Source organism: Streptomyces sp. NPDC101160 (assembly GCF_044768205.1).
Classification (GTDB): Bacteria; Actinomycetota; Actinomycetes; order Streptomycetales; family Streptomycetaceae; genus Streptomyces.
The window spans coordinates 17,201-35,279 of sequence record NZ_JBIWPJ010000015.1 but is presented as its reverse complement, the minus strand read 5'-3'; the positions used below and the strand labels follow the sequence as shown (position 1 = coordinate 35,279).

Below are 18,079 nucleotides of genomic sequence, written 5' to 3'. Positions count from 1 at the left end.
GGGCCGCGGCGGGGCCCCGCGAGGGGGCCCGGTGGCTCAGCTCGTACGGCCCTTGGCGTCGAACGCCTTCATGCGGTCGAGCACGCCGTCCGCCGTCGGCTGGAGCATCTCGTCGACGATCCGGCCGTCCGCCAGGAACACGACGCGGTCCGCGTAGGAGGCGGCGACCGGGTCGTGGGTCACCATCACCACGGTCTGGCCGAGTTCGCGCACCGAGTTGCGCAGGAAGCCGAGGACCTCGGCGCCGGAGCGCGAGTCGAGGTTTCCGGTCGGCTCGTCACCGAAGATGATCTCCGGCTTGGAGGCGAGGGCGCGGGCCACGGCCACGCGCTGCTGCTGGCCGCCGGAGAGCTGCGAGGGGCGGTGGGAGAGCCGGCCGGACAGGCCGATCATGTCGATGACCTGCTGCACCCACTGCTTGTCGGGCTTGCGGCCCGCGATGTCCATCGGCAGCGTGATGTTCTCCAGGGCGGTCAGCGTCGGCAGCAGGTTGAACGCCTGGAAGATGAAGCCGATCTTGTCCCGGCGCAGCTGGGTGAGCTGCTTGTCCTTCAGGGTGCCGAGCTCGGTCTCGCCGATCCGGACGGAGCCGGCGGAGAACGAGTCGAGGCCGGCGACGCAGTGCATCAGGGTCGACTTGCCGGAGCCGGAGGGGCCCATGATCGCGGTGAACTCGCCCTGCCGGAAGTCCACACTGACCCGGTCGAGGGCGACCACCTGGGTCTCGCCCTGTCCGTAGACCTTGGAGAGGTCGGTGGCGCGGGCGGCCACCGCGGCGGTGGTGCGGGGCACGGTGGAGTAGGTGGTCACGAGGTGGACTCCTGTCACTACGTCTGTTCGGGAACCACTCCATCGTGTCGAGCGTTGAGCCGCGGATCGTCCGCCCACGTGCCCGTTCCCGGGGGCGACTGGAGTCGGACCGGGGCGGCGGGCCGTCATCCTGAGGTATGACGGCGACCCTGAGGAGATTCCTGGCGCGGAGGGTGGCGGCCGGTGGCGGCGCCGTGGCGGTCCCGTGGTGGCGAGGTGACGAACCCTCGCCCGATCCGGCGGCGAGTTTCCGTCATTCCGGCCCCGTGGACTTTGCTGCCGCGATCCCCGTCACACTTCGGCTCAGGGGCCCCCACCTGCACTGACGCACCCTCAGGTGTCAATAAAATAAGACAACATCGGGCCAGCGTTCGACTGATCGGGCGAACGGGCCCCGATAGGCTCATGTGCCAACGCGGAGCTTCGCGCCACGCCCGGATGGTGGAATGCAGACACGGCGAGCTTAAACCTCGCTGGCCTTCGGGCCGTGCCGGTTCGAATCCGGCTCCGGGCACCAGACGCACCAAGCCCTTCGAGGCTCCTCCTTACTGCTCACCCGATCGTTATAAAGGATCCTCCCTGCGCACGAGGGAGATTCTTTTGCCGTCGCATTACTCTTGACGCGAGGCCGCGCCAGTGCGGCCGTCCATGGAGGAGTGAGATGAGGAGCAGCAACCCGGTCTTCTCGCGACGGGGGTTCAGCCGCGACAACGGCTACGCGGGCTTCAACGCGCAGCAGCCGCAGGCCGGGGGCCCCGCCGTCGGAACGAACCCGTACGCGACCGGCAACCCGTACGCCCAGGGCGCGGCGAACCCGTACGCGACCAACCCGTACGCGCAGCAGGACACCCAGTTCGGTGCCCCGCAGCAGGTCCGCACCAACACCATGACGATCGACGACGTGGTGAGCCGCACGGCCATGACGCTCGGCACGGTCGTCGTCACGGCGGTCCTGTCGTGGCTGCTGCTGCCGGTCGACCCGGCGAACCTCGGCAAGTCGTACGGCATCGGCGTCGGCGCCGGTCTGGTGGCGATGGTCCTGTCGCTGATCCAGTCCTTCAAGCGCCGGCCGACCCCGGCGCTGATCCTGGGCTACGCGGCCTTCGAGGGCGTCTTCCTCGGCGTGATCTCCGCCGCCGTGTCGACGTACATCGCCGACGGCGTGGTCGCCCAGGCGGTGCTCGGCACCATGGCGGTCTTCGCCGGCGTGCTGATCGCGTACAAGATGCGCTGGATCCGCGTCACCCGCCGCTTCTACGGCTTCGTGATCGCGGCCGCGATCGGCTTCATGCTGCTGATGGTGGTCAACATGCTGTTCGCCGTCTTCGGCGGCGGTGACGGCCTGGGCTTCCGCTCCGGCGGCCTCGGCATCGTCTTCGGCATCGTCGGCATCGTGATCGGCGCCTGCTTCCTGGCCCTCGACTTCAAGCAGGTCGAGGACGGCATCACCTACGGTGCCCCGCGCGAGGAGGCGTGGCTGGCGGCCTTCGGTCTGACGATGACGCTGGTGTGGATCTACCTGGAGGCGCTGCGCCTCCTGTCGATCCTCCAGGGCGACGACTGACGCGACGAGTGAGTTCGGGCGAAGGGCCCGTCCGGCAGCAGCCGGGCGGGCCCTTCCCGTGTCTCTAGTCCACGTGGGCGTCCAGGAGCACCCGCGCCGCGTCCTTCGCCTGCGCGGCCGGCTCCGAGGTGCCGTTGATGCCGGCGACGGCCATCGCGCCGTTGGCGAGCAGCGCCAGCTGGTCGGCGAGGCCCGGCGGGGCGTTCATGGCGTCGGTCTGCTCGGCGAAGTAGTCCCGCAGGGCCTGCTTGTGCCCGCGGGCGATCTCGGCGACGTCCGGGGAGATGCCGCCCATCTCGCCGAAGGTGTTGATGAAGGCGCAGCCCCTGAAGCCGGGGTCGGCGAACCAGGTGCCGAGGTAGTCGAAGACCGCCAGGACCCGCTGGTACGGGTTGGTGGCGTGGGTGTCGCCGTGGGCGGCGATGGCGGCGCGCATGGCCTCGTCACGTCGCTTGAGGACCGCCCAGACCAGATGGTCCTTGGACGGGTAGAGCTGGTAGAGCCGCTTGAGGGAGACGCCGGAGCCGTTGCGGATGGCGTCCATGCCGACGGCCTGGACACCCTTCTCGTCGAACAGCGCCTCGGCCGTCTCCAGGAGCTTCAGCTCGGCGGTTTCCGATTCCACCATCGCGATCACCCCTGGGTCCGGAGTGGGAGAACCATCGTTCTCCCACTCTACGGCGGGGCTCCCGTCAGAGCATGCGGCGGGCGGCCCGCCGGAGGTCGTACTCGTGGATGATCGCCTTGGCGTGGCCGTACGCGAGGCCGTGCTCGCCGCGCAGCCAGCTGACCTTCTCCTCGAAGCGGATCAGGGACGGACCTTCCTCCACGACCTTCAGCCAGTCGGCGATCTCACGACCGGTGCAACGGGGGATGCGGGCGAGCAGGTTGCGGTGGGTCTCTTCGGAGAATGTGTGGGACATCGGCGCCTCCGGACGCGTTGTGCCGTGTGCTCCTTCACGCCACCGTGCCCGAGCGTTCGCCCGTTGGCAATGGTCCCTGGCGGGCGCATAGGCTCGCGGAGTGCTTGATACGACTGAACTGACCGCCGCCGCCGAGCGCTTCGCCGACCGGCTGCGGGCCGCCCCGCAGAGCCGCCTCCAGCGCGGGGCCGCCGCCGAAGGCCTGGCGCTGGCCAGGGAGTTGGCCGACCGGGCGCAGCGGGCGGAGTTCCCCGGCCGCGAGCCGGCGCGCCTGCCGGACGCGGGCCTCTTCGTGGTGGCCGACCAACTCGTCGTGGCCGCCACGGATCTGGCCGAAACACTGCGAACGGCCCCGGCGGACACCCCCGGGGCCGAGGGGGCGCTGCACGAGGCCGTGAGGCTGGTGCGGGAGGCGGAGGCCCGCGCCGGGCTGTAGCGGGTGTCCCGCCCCGCTCGCGGGGCGTCAGAGGGTCACAGGCTGGCGATCACGCGGTCCGCGAGGATGTACACGTTGTCCTCGACCGCCTCGCCGCACGAGAACGTCAGCGCGTACGCGCCGGAGACGCCCGAGCCGCCGAGCAGGACCGGGGTGCGGCCCGAGCGCAGGGCGTCGGCGAGGCGCTCGGCGGTCTCGCGGTGGCCGGGGGTCATACAGAGCGTGGTGCCGTCGGCGAACACGTAGACGTCGAGCGTGCCCAGCGGGCCGGGCCGCACGTCGGTCAGCGCGGTCTGCGTGTCCGCCAGCTCCTCCAGGCGGGCCACCGTGCGCTCGTGGTCGGTCACCACGGGAGTCTGGACCGGCACGAAGTCCGGGTGCGAGGGGTGGCGGCGGCGGGCCGCGGCCAGCTCGGGGGAGTCCTCCGGGTACTCGCCGGCGCCGGCCGGCTCCGGGAACTCCTCGAAGGTGTCGAAGGTGTCGAAGACGTCCAGCGGGTCGACGGCGTCGAGCGCGTCCCGGGTCTCGCGCGGCTCGCGGTTCTCGAGCGCGGCGGCCTCCGCCTCCATGGCCTCCAGGGCCATCGCCTCCAGGCCCACGAAGTCGGACTGACGCGGCACGAAGTACGGGCCGTCCTCGGCCGGGCCGGCCAGGCCGCCGAGCAGCGACGGGGCGTCGGCCGCGTCCCGGGCCTCCTGCGCCGCCCAGAAGGCGCGCGCCTCGGCGAGCTCACGCTCGCGCTCCTCGGCCAGTGCCTCGGCGACAGCGGCCCGTATCTCGGCGGCCGGGGACTGCCGGGCGTGGGGGACCGTGAGGCCGTGCGCGGTGGCGAGCTCGCCACGCAGCGCGGTGACCTGCTTGCGGAGACCGTGGGCAGCGTGCAGGGCGGCGGCGCCCACGACCGTGGCAGCGGCCGTGCTCACCAGCAGGGCAATGGACAGTGCGCTCACTGACGTACTCCCGATTCCGAGTCGATCCCCCGACTTCCTACATCAGCTTGTCGTGGGGGCGCACCACCTGTCAGTGCATTACGTCACGAAATGGACAGGTATTTCGGCCGGGTGTTTAGTCCCGAAACGGCTGTGACCTGCGAAAACGACTCTCCCCCGGGACGTATGTCACATCCTGGGGGAGATTCGGTCACGGCTTGGACGCGGGGCGGTTAGCCGGCGCGCCGGGAAGCCATGAGGGAGCGCTCAGCTCAGCCGCTCGCCTCTTCTGGTCGCGCTGGGCTTCGCCACCGCTGCGGGCAGGTGCCGCCCTCGTTCCTCGGGCGACCCCTACCCTCCGCTCCGGCTCAGCTCAGCCGCTCGATGACCATGGCCATGCCCTGGCCGCCGCCGACGCACATGGTCTCCAGGCCGAACTGCTTGTCGTGGAACTGGAGGCTGTTGATCAGCGTGCCGGTGATGCGGGCGCCGGTCATGCCGAAGGGGTGGCCGACGGCGATGGCGCCGCCGTTGACGTTGACCTTGTCCAGGTCGAAGCCCAGGTCGCGGTAGGACGGGATGACCTGCGCGGCGAACGCCTCGTTGATCTCGACCAGGTCGATGTCGGAGGTGGTGAGGCCGGCCCGCTGCAGGGCCTGCTTCGACGCCTCGACCGGGCCGAGGCCCATGATCTCGGGGGAGAGGCCGGAGACGCCGGTGGAGACGATCCGGGCCAGCGGGGTCAGGCCCAGCTCGCGCGCCTTGGTGTCGGACATGATCACGACCGCGGCGGCGCCGTCGTTCAGCGGGCAGCAGTTGCCGGCGGTGACCAGGCCGTCGGGGCGGAAGACCGGCTTCAGGCCGGAGACGCCCTCCATGGTGACGCCGGCGCGCGGGCCGTCGTCCGCCGAGACGACGGTGCCGTCGGGCAGCGTGACCGGGGTGATCTCGCGCTCCCAGAAGCCGTTCTTGATGGCCTGCTCGGCGAGGTTCTGCGAGCGGACGCCGAACTCGTCCATCTCCTGGCGGGTGATGCCCTTCCAGCGCGCCAGGTTCTCGGCGGTCTGGCCCATGGCGATGTACGCGTCCGGGACCAGGCCGTCCTCACGCGGGTCGTGCCAGGTGGAGCCCTCGGAGGCGGCGACGGCGGCGGTGCGGGCCTCGGCCTCGGCGAAGAGCGGGTTGTGGGTGTCCGGCCACGAGTCGGAGTTGCCCTTGGCGAAGCTGGACACCATCTCGACACCGGCCGAGATGAAGACGTCGCCCTCGCCCGCCTTGATCGCGTGCAGGGCCATGCGGGAGGTCTGCAGCGAGGAGGAGCAGTAGCGGGTGATCGTGCAGCCCGGGAGGTGGTCCATGCCCATCTGCACGGCCACGATGCGGCCCAGGTTGTTGCCCTGCTCGCCGCCGGGCAGACCGCAGCCGAGCATCAGGTCGTCGATGTCGCGCGGGTCCAGCTCGGGGACCTTGGCCAGCGCGGCCTGGATGATCGTGGCGGTCAGGTCGTCGGGCCGCAGGTCCTTCAGGGAGCCCTTGAAGGCCCGGCCGATCGGCGAGCGGGCGGTCGAGACGATGACGGCTTCGGGCATCACGGCTCCAGAAGGGTGCGGAGTGGGCGGACAGAAAGGGAAGTTACCTGCACGTACCGCGTGGGTCACCGGCCGCGGTGTGTGATGCGGACCTCTTTTCTAAGCGCTCGCTCAGTCGCGGGGCGCGGCGGCCTCGTCCTGCGCCGCCGTGACCTCGTCCGGTGCCGCGGCCGCCTCGTCCTGGCGGAGGGGCACGGTCGTGTCCCTCTCTCCATCGTGCTCTCCGTGCTCCCGTACGAGGGAGACCCCGGGCACGGGCAGCCGGCGCCGTCTGCGGTGCTTGAGCAGCGCCCAGGGCGCCCGGGCCGCGGTGACCTCCGTACCGGCCTCCCGGGCCGCCTCGGCCGCGGCCTTCGCGACCGGCAGCCAGTTCTCGTTCCGCGCGACGTCGATCCGGTCGGGTTCCGGCCAGACGCCGAGCACCGCGCAGACCGTCGGCAGGATCGCCATCGCCGCCGTCGCGTACCCCTCGGCCGAGGGGTGGAAGTTGTCCACGCCGAACATCTCGCGCGGATTGGCCGCGAACTCCGGCCCGAGCAGGTCGCCGAGCGACACCGTCCGCCCGCCCTGCTCCACGACCACGATCGTCTGCGCCGCGGCGAGCTGCCGCGAGGCCCGCCGGGCCAGCCAGCGCAGCGGCTGGTAGACCGGCTCGATGGTGCCGAGATCAGGGCAGGTGCCGACCACCACCTCCGCGCCGGCGGTGCGCAGCCGCCGCACCGCCGCCGTCAGACAGCGCACCGACTGGGTGGCGGGCATCCGGTGGGTGACGTCGTTCGCGCCGATCATGATCACGCAGACGTCCGGGGCGCCGGACGGAGCGGAGAGCAGCAGCGACACCTGCCGGTCCAGGTCGTCCGAGCGCGCCCCGGGCAGCGCCACGTTCCGCAGGTCCACCGGGCGCTCGGCCACCGCCGCGAGGCCCGAGGCGATCAGCGCGCCCGGTGTCTGCCCGGTGCGCCGCACGCCCTGCCCGGCCGCCGTGGAATCACCCAGAAGGGCCAGCCGCAGCGGCTCCTCGGGGCCGTACTCCCGCCCGTAACGCCCGTCCGCGCCCGGCGGCAGCGGCGCCACTCCGCCGCCCACCGACCGCCTGGCCAGCGCCGCCTCGGCGAGCAGCACCCCGACCGCGGCGACCCCGAGCAGTCCGATGCTCCCGCCGCCGTACGCCGCTCCCGCCGCGATCCGCCGCGCCACCCTCGCCCTGGACATCGGAACGGTCACCTCCAGTCCGTCGCACCCAAGCGGTTCAACAAGCCGTCTTGCCGTCTACTGCCCCGTAAGCGGCACCGCCTACGCATTCCACGGAATACGCTGGCAGCACCATTACGGAGACCCCGGAGATTACGGTGCAATTCCACGACTCGATGATCAGCCTCGTCGGCAACACCCCGCTGGTGAAGCTCAACAGCGTCACGGCCGGCATTCAGGCGACGGTCCTCGCCAAGGTCGAGTACTTCAACCCCGGCGGCTCGGTCAAGGACCGCATCGCCCTGCGCATGATCGAGGCGGCCGAGGAGAGCGGCGCCCTCAAGCCCGGCGGCACCATCGTCGAGCCCACGTCCGGCAACACCGGCGTCGGCCTGGCGATCGTGGCCCAGCAGAAGGGCTACAAGTGCATCTTCGTCTGCCCCGACAAGGTGTCCACTGACAAGATCAACGTGCTGCGCGCGTACGGCGCCGAGGTCGTCGTCTGCCCGACGGCCGTCGACCCGGAGCACCCGGACTCGTACTACAACGTCTCCGACCGGCTCGTCCGCGAGACGCCGGGCGCCTGGAAGCCCGACCAGTACTCCAACCCGAACAACCCGCGCTCGCACTACGAGACCACCGGTCCCGAGCTGTGGGAGCAGACGGAGGGGAAGATCACCCACTTCGTCGCGGGCGTCGGCACCGGCGGCACCATCTCCGGCACCGGCAACTACCTGAAGGACGCCTCCAAGGGCAAGGTCCAGGTCATCGGCGCCGACCCGGAGGGCTCGGTCTACTCCGGCGGCTCCGGCCGTCCGTACCTGGTCGAGGGCGTCGGTGAGGACTTCTGGCCGACCGCGTACGACCAGAACGTCGCCGACCGCATCGTCGCGGTCTCCGACAAGGACTCCTTCCAGATGACCCGCCGCCTCGCCAAGGAGGAGGGCCTGCTCGTCGGCGGTTCCTGCGGCATGGCGGTCGTCGCCGCGCTCGAGGTCGCCAAGGAGCTCGGCCCGGACGACGTCGTGGTCGTGCTGCTGCCGGACTCCGGCCGCGGCTACCTGTCCAAGATCTTCAACGACGAGTGGATGGCCGACTACGGCTTCCTGGAGGACACCACCTCCGCCACCGTCGCCGACGTCCTCACCCACAAGTCGGGCGAGGTGCCCTCGCTCGTCCACATGCACCCGGACGAGACGGTCGGCCAGGCCATCGAGGTGCTGCGCGAGTACGGCGTCTCCCAGATGCCGATCGTGAAGCCGGGCGCCGGCCACCCCGACGTCATGGCCGCCGAGGTCATCGGCTCGGTCGTGGAGCGCGAGCTCCTCGGCGCCCTGTTCACCCAGAAGGCGGCCCTGGAGGACCCGCTGGAGGACCACATGTCCGCCCCGCTGCCGCAGGTCGGCTCGGGCGAGCCGGTCGCCGACCTGATGTCGGTGCTCGGCGAGGCGGACGCGGCGATCGTGCTGGTCGAGGGCAAGCCGACCGGCGTCGTCAGCCGCCAGGACCTGCTCGCCTTCCTCGCCGCGAGCGGCGGCCCGAAGCAGCACTGACGTGCCGGGGCGCTGTGGGTACGTTCGCGCAAACGGTACGAGCGCGTCACGTACCCGCAGCACCCCCTTAACAAGGCGGCGGCAGAGTGTTCCTCGTCGGCGTCACGGACCTCCGGAGCGGCTCCCGGACCTCCAGGCCACGCCGTTGGACGCGGACCGGCCCTGACCCGGGCCCGTGTCCCCGCGGGGACCGCCGTCGTCCCGCCCCCCGGAAACGGGGGTGCGGCGGTCCCCGCGCAGTCTTTCCCTTCGCCCCGCTCTTGCTCCTCTGCATATGCTCATGCAGAGTTCCCGGTTAATGAATAACCGGTGGTGACGGTGGAAGGGGGACGGCAGGCATGAACGACAGCCCGGCCGTACGGCTGCAGGCGCTCCTCGAAGGGCAGCGGCTCACGCCCACGCAGCGGCGGATCGCGCACTGCATGGTGCGGCGCGCCGCCGACGTGCCCTTCCTGTCCAGCGTGGAACTGGCCGAGCTGGCCGGCGTGAGCCAGCCCTCCGTCACCCGCTTCGCCGTCGCACTCGGCTTCGACGGCTACCCGGCGCTGCGCCGGCACCTGCGCGAGAGCGTGCCCGCGGCCGCCGAGGAGGCCGCGGGCTACAACGAGTACCAGCAGGCCGTGCTCGGCGAGATCGAGAACCTCAAGCACCTCGCCGAGCTGCTCGCCGACCCCGCGCCCGTCGAGCGCGCGGGCCGGCTGCTGGCCGCGTCCCGGCCGCTGCCCGTGCTCGGGCTGCGGGCCGCGTCCTCACAGGCACGCGGCTTCGCGTACTTCGCGGGCAAGGTCCACCCGGACGTCCGGCTGCTCGACGAGGGCGGCACGATGCTCGACGACCGCATCGACGCGGCCGTACGGGCCGGGGCCACGGCGCTGCTCTGCTTCGCGCTGCCCCGCCACTCGCGCGAGGTCGTGGACGCGCTCGCCTACGCGCGCCGGGCCGGGCTCACCGTGGTCACGGTCGCCGAGTCCGCCTTCGCGCCGGTCGCCGCCCACAGCGACCTGCTCATCCCGGCCGCCGTCGGCACCGGCCTCGCCTTCGACACGGCGTGCGCGCCGATGCTGCTCGGCCGGGTGCTCCTGGAGGCGATGGCGGACGAACTGCCGGACGCGCAGGCGCGCCTGGAGGAGTTCGACACGAAGGCGGCGGCCCGGGGCCTGTTCGTGGACTGACCTCTCGCCGGCCCTGCGGCTCAGAGGCCGCCGGTGTACAGGAGGCGGTTCGGGCTGCCGGCGCTGAGCGAGGACAGCCGGTCCTTGGTGGAGTTGGTCAGCAGCGCGCTGTAGATCTCCTCCGGCGCGGCGTTCGGGTGGGCCTGCTTGTAGAGCGCGGCGGCGCCCGTGACGTGCGGTGCGGCCATCGACGTCCCGTTCAGGGCGACCGAACCGCCGCCGAGCTTGGCCGAGAGGATGTCCTGGCCGGGTGCGTAGAGGTGGACGCAGGTGCCGTAGTTGGAGAAGGAGGTCTCCCGGTCGTAGCGGTCGGTGGCCCCGACGGTGAGCACGCGGCCGGCCGAGGCCGGGGACACCTTGCAGGCGTCGATGTTGCTGTTGCCCGCTGCGACGACCGGCAGGACGCCGGCGAGCGACAGGCTGGTCGCGGCGTCGTTGACGGCCTTGGAGTAGTCGCCGCCCAGCGAGGCGTTCAGGACGGCGGGCTGCTTGGCGTTCTTCGCCACCCAGTCCATGCCGGCGATGATCCCCGACCACGAGCCCCGGCTGTCACAGCCGAGGACGCGGACGCTGACCAGGCCGACCTTGCTCGCGACCCCGTACGTGGCGCCGCCGACCGTGCCCGCGACGTGCGTGCCGTGGCCGTTGCAGTCCTGGCCCAGCTGCCCGTCGCCCATGGCGTCGAAGCCGTAGGAGGCGCGGCCGCCGAACTCGGTGTGCTTGTAGTCGATGCCGGTGTCGAGGATGTAGGCCGTCACCCCGGCGCCGCTGCCCGCGACCCTGAAGTCGTTGTCGAGCGGCAGGTCGCTCTGGTCGACGCGGTCCAGACCCCACGAACTCGAGGGGGCTCGCTCGGCCGGGCCGGCCGCGACGGGCAGCGCGTCCGCCGTGGCGTCCTCCTCGACGGCGGCGACGCCCGGCGTCATGCGGATCGCGTCGAGCTGGAGTTGGGACAGCGGCGCGGCGAAGCCGTTGAGGGCGGAGGAGTACACGTGTGACGGCTTCAGCTTGAGCTTCTGCGCCAGCCCGGAGGCGTCGACCCCCTTGTTCAGGGTGACGATGTACCGGCCCGGCAGGGCGTTGGCGCCGGCGGTGCGCAGCGGCACCGGAGTGGGCTCGGCGGGTGTGGTGGCGGTGGCGGTGCCGGCGGCCATGGCCGGGGCGGCCGTGAGGACGGCGGCGACGGCCAGGCGGGCGAGCGTGCGCATGCGGATGACTCCCTCGAACGGGACGTGGGGACAGTGGAGGAGCCGTCCGCGGCCGGATTTTCACACCGGCAGGACGGCCGCTCCGTGCATCGGCCACCGGTCCGGGGAGCTTGATACGGCTGCGGCCACCTGGCCGAAGGGCCGGGCCGGCGGGTCGACGCGCCCGCCACGGCCTGCAGAAAGGATCTTGCGCAGAGGGGACGGCGTCGCCGGGGCGCGCATGCCGCGCCGGCCGCCCGGCGCGGATTCACTCGCCGAGGGCTCATCCGTTCGGAAACCGAACAGGGGGCGAGTGGTGCGCCCGGGAGCTGCTCAGGGGCGAGTGGTGCGCTCCGGAGCTGCTCAGCGTTGAGAGGTGCGCTCCGGAGCCGCTCAGGGGCGAGGGGTGCGCCCCGGGCCGCTCAGCCCCGCCGCTCCACCGCCCGCGCGATCTCGTTCAGGTCCTTCGTGAGCGCCCGCGCCACCGCCCGCGCGCCGAGCCGGCTGAACAGCCGGGTCAGCACGCCGGGGGCGCGGTCGTAGGCGGGGCGGGCGGTGAAGGTCATGCGCAGGGTGGTGGTGCGGGCGCTGAGGGCGGGGCCGTCGGGGGCGAGGGAGAGCTCGTTGACGTAGTGCATGCCGTGCGAGTCGGCGACGGTGACGTACCGCTCGACCGGTTCGCAGACGGTCACCGTCATCTCCTCCGTGGCCGCCCGGCCCAGCATCCGGCGGGTCTCGCGCCAGCGGGTGCCCACGCCGAAGACGCCTTCGGTGAGCACCTCGACCTTCTCGACGGAGGACAGCATCCGGGGCAGGTCGCGCAGGTCGGTGATCGACTCCCAGACCCGCCCGGGGGAGGCGGCGACCTTGCGCTCCACGACGACGGACGTTCCTGTCATGGCTCCATGGGAGCACCGTCCGCGGTGTCCCGCAGGAGCGCGTCGGGGCGGTCGCCGCCCGATTCCGCGACGATCTCGTCGAGGGTCTGGGCCCGGCGCACGGTCGTGAAGGCGATCCCGCCGTCGTCCGTCGGGGTGAATCCGTGCACGGCGGGCCGGGGCAGGCTGTTGTAGGCGTAGTGGTGGGCGAAGTAGTACGCGCCGGTGTCGAGCGCCGCCACCACGTCGTCCGGGCGCAGCAGGGGCAGCGCCCGCCCGGTGGCGAGCAGGTCCCCGGCGAAGCAGGCGGGCCCGGCCACGTCCTGGACGACCTCGGGTTCGCCGGCGCGGGGGCGGCCCTCGGAGTCGTACGCGAGGATCCGCAGCGGCCAGGACTCGGGCGCGTAGACGGTACGGGTGGCGAGCTGGACGCCGGCGTGGGTGACGGCGATCGGGCGGCCGCCCGAGGTCTTGGTGTATTCGACGCGGGCCAGGATCAGGCCGTTCCTGGCGAGCAGCGAGCGGCCGAACTCGGTGACCAGCGCGTACCGCCCGTCGAGCAGTCCGGGCACGGTCTCGGCGAGCAGCCGCGCGTAGTCGGCGTAGTTCGTGGTGTCGTCGTCGGAGCGGAAGTTCACCGGCAGCCCGCCGCCGATGTCGAGGGTGTCGATCTGCTGCCGTCCGGCTTTCGTGTTGATCTCCTCGGCGAGCGCGTACGCCGCCCCGACACCCTCGGCCATCAGGGCGAGCGGCACACCCTGCGAACCGGTGTGGGTGTGCAGCCGGGTGAGCCAGGGGCGGTCCAGATACGCCTGGACGACCGCCTCCCGGGCGCCTTCGTCGCGCAGTGCCACGCCGAACTTGGAGGTGGCGGTCGCGGTGGAGAGCGCGCTGATGGAACCGGCTCCGACCTGCGGGTTCACCCGGAGCCCGAGCGGCGAGGCGGTGGGGGCCTGCCCGATCAGGCCGTCCAGCCGGGCCAGCTCCTGGAGGTTGTCGGCGTTGACGGCCACGCCGAGCGCGAGGGCCTGGCGCAGCTCGGCGGTGGTCTTGGCGGGGGAGTCGAGGACGGTACGGGCCGCGGGCACCCCGGCGGCGCGGGCGAGGGCCAGCTCGCCGGGGCTGGCGACCTCGACGCCGAGCCCCGCGTCGTACAGCAGGCGCAGCACGGGCACCAGCGGGCACGCCTTCACGGCGAAGGCGTGCAGCACGGGCGCGTCGGTGACTGCGGCGAAAGCGCTGGTCAGGGCGGTGGCGGAGGCGCGGATGCCGGCGGTGTCGAGGAGGGCGACGACGGGTTGCGCGGGGTGGAGGAGTCCTTGCTCGACGGCGGCGCGGACGGCCTGGTCGCGGGTGTGTTCCCGGAGGGTCGCGGTCATGGATCCATGGCACCACCGGGTGGGGCGCGGGCGCAGCCGCCGTGCGCCTGTTGACTAACTCTATTCATCGGGCCAGGATGTGAATATCTGAACCACATTCTTCGTCGTGTGTTCTGATCCCCACTCCGAGGAGGCATCGCCATGTCAGGACCCCGCCCCGTACGGGCCGCGCGCGGTACGGAACTCAGCGCCCTGGGATGGCAGCAGGAGGCCGCCCTCCGGATGCTGCAGAACAACCTCGACCCCGAGGTCGCCGAGCACCCCGACAAGCTCGTCGTCTACGGCGGCACCGGCAAGGCCGCCCGCGACTGGCGCTCCTTCGACGCCATGCAGCGCACACTGCGGACCCTCAAGCAGGACGAGACCATGCTGGTCCAGTCCGGCCGCCCGGTCGGCGTCATGCAGACCCACGAGTGGGCCCCGCGCGTCCTCCTCGCCAACTCCAACCTGGTCGGCGACTGGGCCAACTGGGAGGAGTTCCGTCGCCTGGAGCACCTCGGCCTCACCATGTACGGCCAGATGACCGCCGGCTCCTGGATCTACATCGGCACCCAGGGCATCCTCCAGGGCACCTACGAGACCTTCGCCGCCGTCGCCGCCAAGAAGTTCAACGGCACCCTCGCCGGCACCATCACCCTCACCGCCGGCCTCGGCGGCATGGGCGGCGCCCAGCCGCTCGCCGTCACCATGAACGACGGCGTCGCCATCTGCATCGACTGCGACCCGCGCGCCATCGAGCGCCGCATCGAGCACCGCTACCTGGACGTCAAGGCCGACAACCTGGCCCACGCCCTCCAGCTCGCCACCGAGGCCCGCGACGCCCGCCGCCCGCTCTCCATCGGCCTCCTCGGCAACGCCGCCGAGCTGCTCCCGCAGATGCTCGCCGAGGGCGCGCCCATCGACATCGTCACGGACCAGACCTCCGCCCACGACCCGCTGGCCTACCTGCCGATCGGCGTCGCCTTCGAGGACATGGCCGACGCCGCCGCCAAGGACCCGGCCGGCTTCACCCAGCGCTCCCGCGAGTCGATGGCCAAGCACGTCGAGGCCATGGTCGGCTTCATGGACGCCGGCGCCGAGGTCTTCGACTACGGCAACTCGATCCGCGGCGAGGCCCAGCTGGCCGGCTACGACCGCGCCTTCGCCTTCCCCGGCTTCGTCCCCGCCTACATCCGCCCGCTGTTCTGCGAGGGCAAGGGCCCGTTCCGCTGGGCCGCCCTCTCCGGCGAGGCCTCCGACATCGCCAAGACCGACAAGGCGATCCTGGAGCTCTTCCCGGAGAACGAGTCCCTGCACCGCTGGATCAAGATGGCCGGCGAGCGCGTCCACTTCCAGGGCCTGCCCGCCCGCATCTGCTGGCTCGGCTACGGCGAGCGCGACAAGGCCGGCGAGCGCTTCAACGACATGGTCGCCTCCGGAGAGCTGGCCGCCCCGCTCGCCATCGGCCGCGACCACCTCGACTGCGGCTCCGTCGCCTCCCCGTACCGCGAGACCGAGGCCATGCTCGACGGCTCCGACGCCATCGCCGACTGGCCGCTGCTCAACGCCATGGTCAACGTCGCCTCCGGCGCCTCCTGGGTCTCCATCCACCACGGCGGCGGCGTCGGCATGGGCCGCTCCATCCACGCCGGCCAGGTCACCGTCGCCGACGGCACCGCGCTCGCCGGCGAGAAGGTCCGCCGCGTGCTCACCAACGACCCCGGCATGGGCGTCATCCGCCACGTCGACGCCGGCTACGACATCGCCGAGTCGGTCGCCGACGAGCGCGGGGTCCGCATCCCGATGCGCGAGGGTGACTCCGCGTGACCTCGCCCCACGACGCCACCGAGGCGGCCCACGGCCCGGCCCGGGCCGCCTCGGCGGAGGGCGCCGCAGCCGCCGGCCGCGAGGCCGGCGCGGGGCGGCCGGACTCGCCCTCGTTCCACGCGATGTGGCGCAGCCTCGCCCCCATCGGCCGCCACGCGGCCTCCGGCGGCTACCGCCGCTACGCCTGGACCGGCGCCGACGCGGACTGCCGGCTCTGGTTCCGGATGCAGGCGGAGGCCCGCCGCCTCGACGTCGAGACCGACCGCAACGGCAACCAGTGGGCCTGGCTCGGCGACCCCACCGCCGGTGACGCCGTCGTCACCGGCTCCCACCTGGACTCCGTGCCCGACGGCGGCGCCTTCGACGGCCCGCTCGGCGTGGTGTCCGCCTTCGCCGCCCTCGACGAGCTCCGCGCCCGCGGCGTCTCCTTCAAGCGCCCCCTCGCCATCGTCAACTTCGGCGACGAGGAAGGCGCCCGCTTCGGCCTCGCCTGCGTCGGCTCCCGGCTCACCTCCGGCCAGCTGACCAAGGAGAAGGCCTTCGAGCTGCGCGACGCCGACGGCATCAGCCTGCCGCAGGCGATGGAGGCGGCGGGCTACGACCCCGAGGCCATCGGCCCGGACCAGGAGCGGCTCGCCCGCATCGGCGCCTTCGTCGAGCTCCACGTCGAGCAGGGCCGCGCCCTCGACCTGTCCGGCGACCCCGTCGGCATCGCCTCCGCCATCTGGCCGCACGGCCGCTGGCGGTACGACTTCCACGGCGAGGCCAACCACGCGGGCACCACCCGGCTCGTCGACCGGCGCGACCCGATGCTCCCGTACGCCGAGACCGTCCTCTCGGCGCGCCGGGAAGCCGAACTCGCCGGCGCCGTCGCCACCTTCGGCAAGATCGCCGTCGAGCCCAACGGCGTCAACGCCATCCCGTCGCTCGTGCGCGGCTGGCTCGACGCCCGCGCCGCCGACCAGGAGTCCCTGGACACCGTCGTCGCCGGCATCGAGGCCGCGGCTCGCGAGCACGCCGTCCGCCTCGGCGTCGACCTCGCCGTCGTCCGCGAGTCCTTCACCCCCGTCGTCGAGTTCGGGCACGCCCTGCGCGAGGAGATGGCGCGGATCCTCGGCGACACGACCGGCGTGAAGGTACCGGTCCTGGGCACGGGCGCGGGACACGACGCGGGAATCCTCTCCGCCTCGATCCCGACCGCCATGCTGTTCGTACGCAACCCCACCGGCGTCTCGCACTCCCCGGCCGAGTTCGCCGCCGAGGACGACTGCCTGTCCGGGGTCCACGCACTCGCCGACGTACTGGAGGGTCTGGCGTGCAGGTGACGTACTGGCTGGAGCATGCGTGGCTCGACACGAACGTCGAGCCGGGCGTGGTCCTGGACGTGTCCACGACGGACGGCCGGATCACCGCCGTACGGACCGGGGCCGAGGCCCCGCCGCCCGGCGCCGTCGTCCTGCGCGGCTTCACCATCCCGGGCCTCGCCAACGCCCACAGCCACGCCTTCCACCGCGCGCTGCGCGGCACCGTACAGGTCGGCTCCGGGACCTTCTGGACCTGGCGCGAGGTCATGTACACCGTCGCCCAGAAGCTCACCCCCGACAGCTACTTCGCGCTCGCCCGGGCCGTGTACGCCGAGATGGCGCTCGCCGGCATCACCTCCGTCGGTGAGTTCCACTACCTCCACCACGCCCCCGGCGGCACCCCCTACGCCGACCCCAACGCCATGGGCGAGGCCCTGATCGCGGCCGCCGCCGAGGCCGGCATCCGCATCACCCTCCTCGACACCGCCTACCTCTCCTCCGGCTTCGGCGCCGCCCCCGAGCCGCACCAGCTGCGCTTCAGCGACGGCACCGCCGACGCCTGGGCGGAGCGCGTGTCGGCGCTCAAGGAGCGCGCGGGCGTACAGATCGGCGCGGCGATCCACTCGGTGCGCGCGGTCCCGGCCGATCAGCTGTCGACCGTGGCCCAGTGGGCCGAGGCCCGCCGGGCCCCGCTCCACGTCCACCTGTCGGAGCAGACGGCCGAGAACGACGCCTGCCAGGCGGCGCACGGCATGACGCCCACGCAGCTCCTGGCCGAGCACGGCGTCCTGGGATCGCGGACCGTAGGCGTCCACAACACCCACATGACGGACGCCGACATCTCCCTGATCGGCTCGACGGCCACCGGCACCTGCATGTGCCCGACGACCGAACGCGACCTCGCCGACGGCATCGGCCCCGCCGTCGCCCTCCAGCGCGCGGGCTCCCCCCTCTCGCTCGGCAGCGACAGCCACGCCGTCATCGACCTCCTGGAGGAGGCGCGGGCCATGGAGCTCGACGAACGCCTCCGCACCCGCACCCGTGGCCACTGGACCGCGGCCGCGCTGCTGCGCGCGGCGACGGCCGACGGCCACGCGGCCCTCGGCTGGGCCGACGCCGGCCGCCTGGAGGCGGGCGCGCTCGCCGACTTCACGACGATCGCGCTCGACTCCGTCAGGACAGCGGGACCGGTGCCGCGTCTGGCAGCCGAGACGGCGGTATTCGCAGCGTCGGCCGCGGACGTGCGGCACACGATCGTGGGCGGACGCCAGGTCGTACGGGACGGGGCGCACGTCTCCGTACCGGACGTGGCACAGGCCCTCGCGGACTCGATCGCCGCCGTGCGCGGCTGAAGGAGC

General features: G+C 72.4%; 16 protein-coding genes and 1 tRNA gene. 8 read left to right on the top strand and 9 right to left on the bottom strand.

The window, feature by feature from the left end; all coding sequences use genetic code 11:
• Nucleotides 1-36: 36 nt before the first annotated feature.
• Nucleotides 37-810 (bottom strand): ABC transporter ATP-binding protein, encoded by a 774-nt coding sequence (locus ACIRSU_RS35445; protein ID WP_403801425.1) that lies wholly within the window; start codon nucleotides 808-810, stop codon nucleotides 37-39.
• A 432-nt stretch (nucleotides 811-1,242) separates the two neighbouring features.
• Between ACIRSU_RS35445 and ACIRSU_RS35440 the strand changes: the two genes are divergently transcribed.
• Both ACIRSU_RS35440 and ACIRSU_RS35435 read left to right on the top strand, forming a co-directional pair.
• A tRNA-Leu gene (locus ACIRSU_RS35440) sits at nucleotides 1,243-1,327 on the top strand.
• Between the two features lie 144 nt (nucleotides 1,328-1,471).
• Nucleotides 1,472-2,374 carry a Bax inhibitor-1/YccA family protein gene (locus ACIRSU_RS35435; protein ID WP_403801422.1) on the top strand — a complete coding sequence of 301 codons (903 nt, stop codon included), beginning with the start codon at nucleotides 1,472-1,474 and terminating at the stop codon, nucleotides 2,372-2,374.
• Nucleotides 2,375-2,438: 64 nt separating this feature from the next.
• On the opposite strand, the gene ACIRSU_RS35430 is transcribed toward ACIRSU_RS35435, so the two are convergent.
• Nucleotides 2,439-3,002: a TetR/AcrR family transcriptional regulator gene (locus ACIRSU_RS35430; protein ID WP_403801419.1), complete on the bottom strand. Its 564-nt coding sequence runs from the start codon at nucleotides 3,000-3,002 to the stop codon at nucleotides 2,439-2,441.
• A 64-nt stretch (nucleotides 3,003-3,066) separates the two neighbouring features.
• Nucleotides 3,067-3,297, bottom strand: a complete 231-nt coding sequence (locus ACIRSU_RS35425; protein WP_403801416.1) for a DUF4287 domain-containing protein — start codon at nucleotides 3,295-3,297, stop codon at nucleotides 3,067-3,069.
• 100 nt (nucleotides 3,298-3,397) lie between these two features.
• Between ACIRSU_RS35425 and ACIRSU_RS35420 the strand changes: the two genes are divergently transcribed.
• Entirely contained in the window at nucleotides 3,398-3,733 is a 336-nt protein-coding gene (locus tag ACIRSU_RS35420) for a hypothetical protein (RefSeq protein WP_403801413.1), read from the top strand.
• Nucleotides 3,734-3,768: 35 nt separating this feature from the next.
• On the opposite strand, the gene ACIRSU_RS35415 is transcribed toward ACIRSU_RS35420, so the two are convergent.
• From ACIRSU_RS35415 to ACIRSU_RS35405, 3 genes are all read right to left on the bottom strand, one after another.
• Nucleotides 3,769-4,683 (bottom strand): hypothetical protein, encoded by a 915-nt coding sequence (locus ACIRSU_RS35415; RefSeq protein ID WP_403801410.1) that lies wholly within the window; start codon nucleotides 4,681-4,683, stop codon nucleotides 3,769-3,771.
• Between the two features lie 347 nt (nucleotides 4,684-5,030).
• Nucleotides 5,031-6,251, bottom strand: a complete 1,221-nt coding sequence (locus tag ACIRSU_RS35410) for an acetyl-CoA C-acetyltransferase (protein WP_403801407.1) — start codon at nucleotides 6,249-6,251, stop codon at nucleotides 5,031-5,033.
• Between the two features lie 111 nt (nucleotides 6,252-6,362).
• Entirely contained in the window at nucleotides 6,363-7,463 is a 1,101-nt protein-coding gene (locus ACIRSU_RS35405; RefSeq protein ID WP_403801404.1) for an SGNH/GDSL hydrolase family protein, read from the bottom strand.
• A gap of 137 nt (nucleotides 7,464-7,600) precedes the next feature.
• Between ACIRSU_RS35405 and ACIRSU_RS35400 the strand changes: the two genes are divergently transcribed.
• Complete coding sequence (locus ACIRSU_RS35400; RefSeq protein ID WP_403801401.1) at nucleotides 7,601-8,995, top strand: cystathionine beta-synthase; 1,395 nt, start codon at nucleotides 7,601-7,603, stop codon at nucleotides 8,993-8,995.
• Between the two features lie 338 nt (nucleotides 8,996-9,333).
• Nucleotides 9,334-10,167, top strand: coding sequence for a MurR/RpiR family transcriptional regulator (locus ACIRSU_RS35395; protein ID WP_403801398.1), 834 nt, complete (start codon nucleotides 9,334-9,336; stop codon nucleotides 10,165-10,167).
• 20 nt (nucleotides 10,168-10,187) lie between these two features.
• Here the strand turns inward: ACIRSU_RS35395 and ACIRSU_RS35390 are convergent, their stop codons facing one another.
• The 3 genes from ACIRSU_RS35390 to ACIRSU_RS35380 form a co-directional block, all read right to left on the bottom strand.
• The gene (locus ACIRSU_RS35390; RefSeq protein WP_403801395.1) at nucleotides 10,188-11,375 is read right to left on the bottom strand and encodes a S8 family peptidase; all 1,188 of its coding nucleotides are present in this window, start codon (nucleotides 11,373-11,375) and stop codon (nucleotides 10,188-10,190) included.
• A 401-nt stretch (nucleotides 11,376-11,776) separates the two neighbouring features.
• Complete coding sequence (locus tag ACIRSU_RS35385; RefSeq protein WP_403801393.1) at nucleotides 11,777-12,253, bottom strand: SRPBCC family protein; 477 nt, start codon at nucleotides 12,251-12,253, stop codon at nucleotides 11,777-11,779.
• Nucleotides 12,250-13,611 carry a diaminopimelate decarboxylase gene (locus ACIRSU_RS35380; RefSeq protein WP_403801390.1) on the bottom strand — a complete coding sequence of 454 codons (1,362 nt, stop codon included), beginning with the start codon at nucleotides 13,609-13,611 and terminating at the stop codon, nucleotides 12,250-12,252. Before ACIRSU_RS35380 ends, ACIRSU_RS35385 begins: the two co-directional genes overlap by 4 nt.
• Before the next feature lie 141 nt (nucleotides 13,612-13,752).
• On the opposite strand from ACIRSU_RS35380, the gene hutU reads away from it, so the two are divergent.
• The 3 genes from hutU (at nucleotide 13,753) to ACIRSU_RS35365 (ending at nucleotide 18,073) form a co-directional block, all read left to right on the top strand.
• Nucleotides 13,753-15,417 carry a urocanate hydratase gene (hutU, locus tag ACIRSU_RS35375; RefSeq protein ID WP_403801388.1) on the top strand — a complete coding sequence of 555 codons (1,665 nt, stop codon included), beginning with the start codon at nucleotides 13,753-13,755 and terminating at the stop codon, nucleotides 15,415-15,417.
• 122 nt (nucleotides 15,418-15,539) lie between these two features.
• Nucleotides 15,540-16,742: an allantoate amidohydrolase gene (locus tag ACIRSU_RS35370; RefSeq protein WP_403801603.1), complete on the top strand. Its 1,203-nt coding sequence runs from the start codon at nucleotides 15,540-15,542 to the stop codon at nucleotides 16,740-16,742.
• Nucleotides 16,733-18,073 carry a formimidoylglutamate deiminase gene (locus ACIRSU_RS35365; RefSeq protein ID WP_403801385.1) on the top strand — a complete coding sequence of 447 codons (1,341 nt, stop codon included), beginning with the start codon at nucleotides 16,733-16,735 and terminating at the stop codon, nucleotides 18,071-18,073. The genes ACIRSU_RS35370 and ACIRSU_RS35365 overlap by 10 nt, the downstream gene beginning before the upstream one ends.
• Nucleotides 18,074-18,079 lie beyond the last annotated feature (6 nt).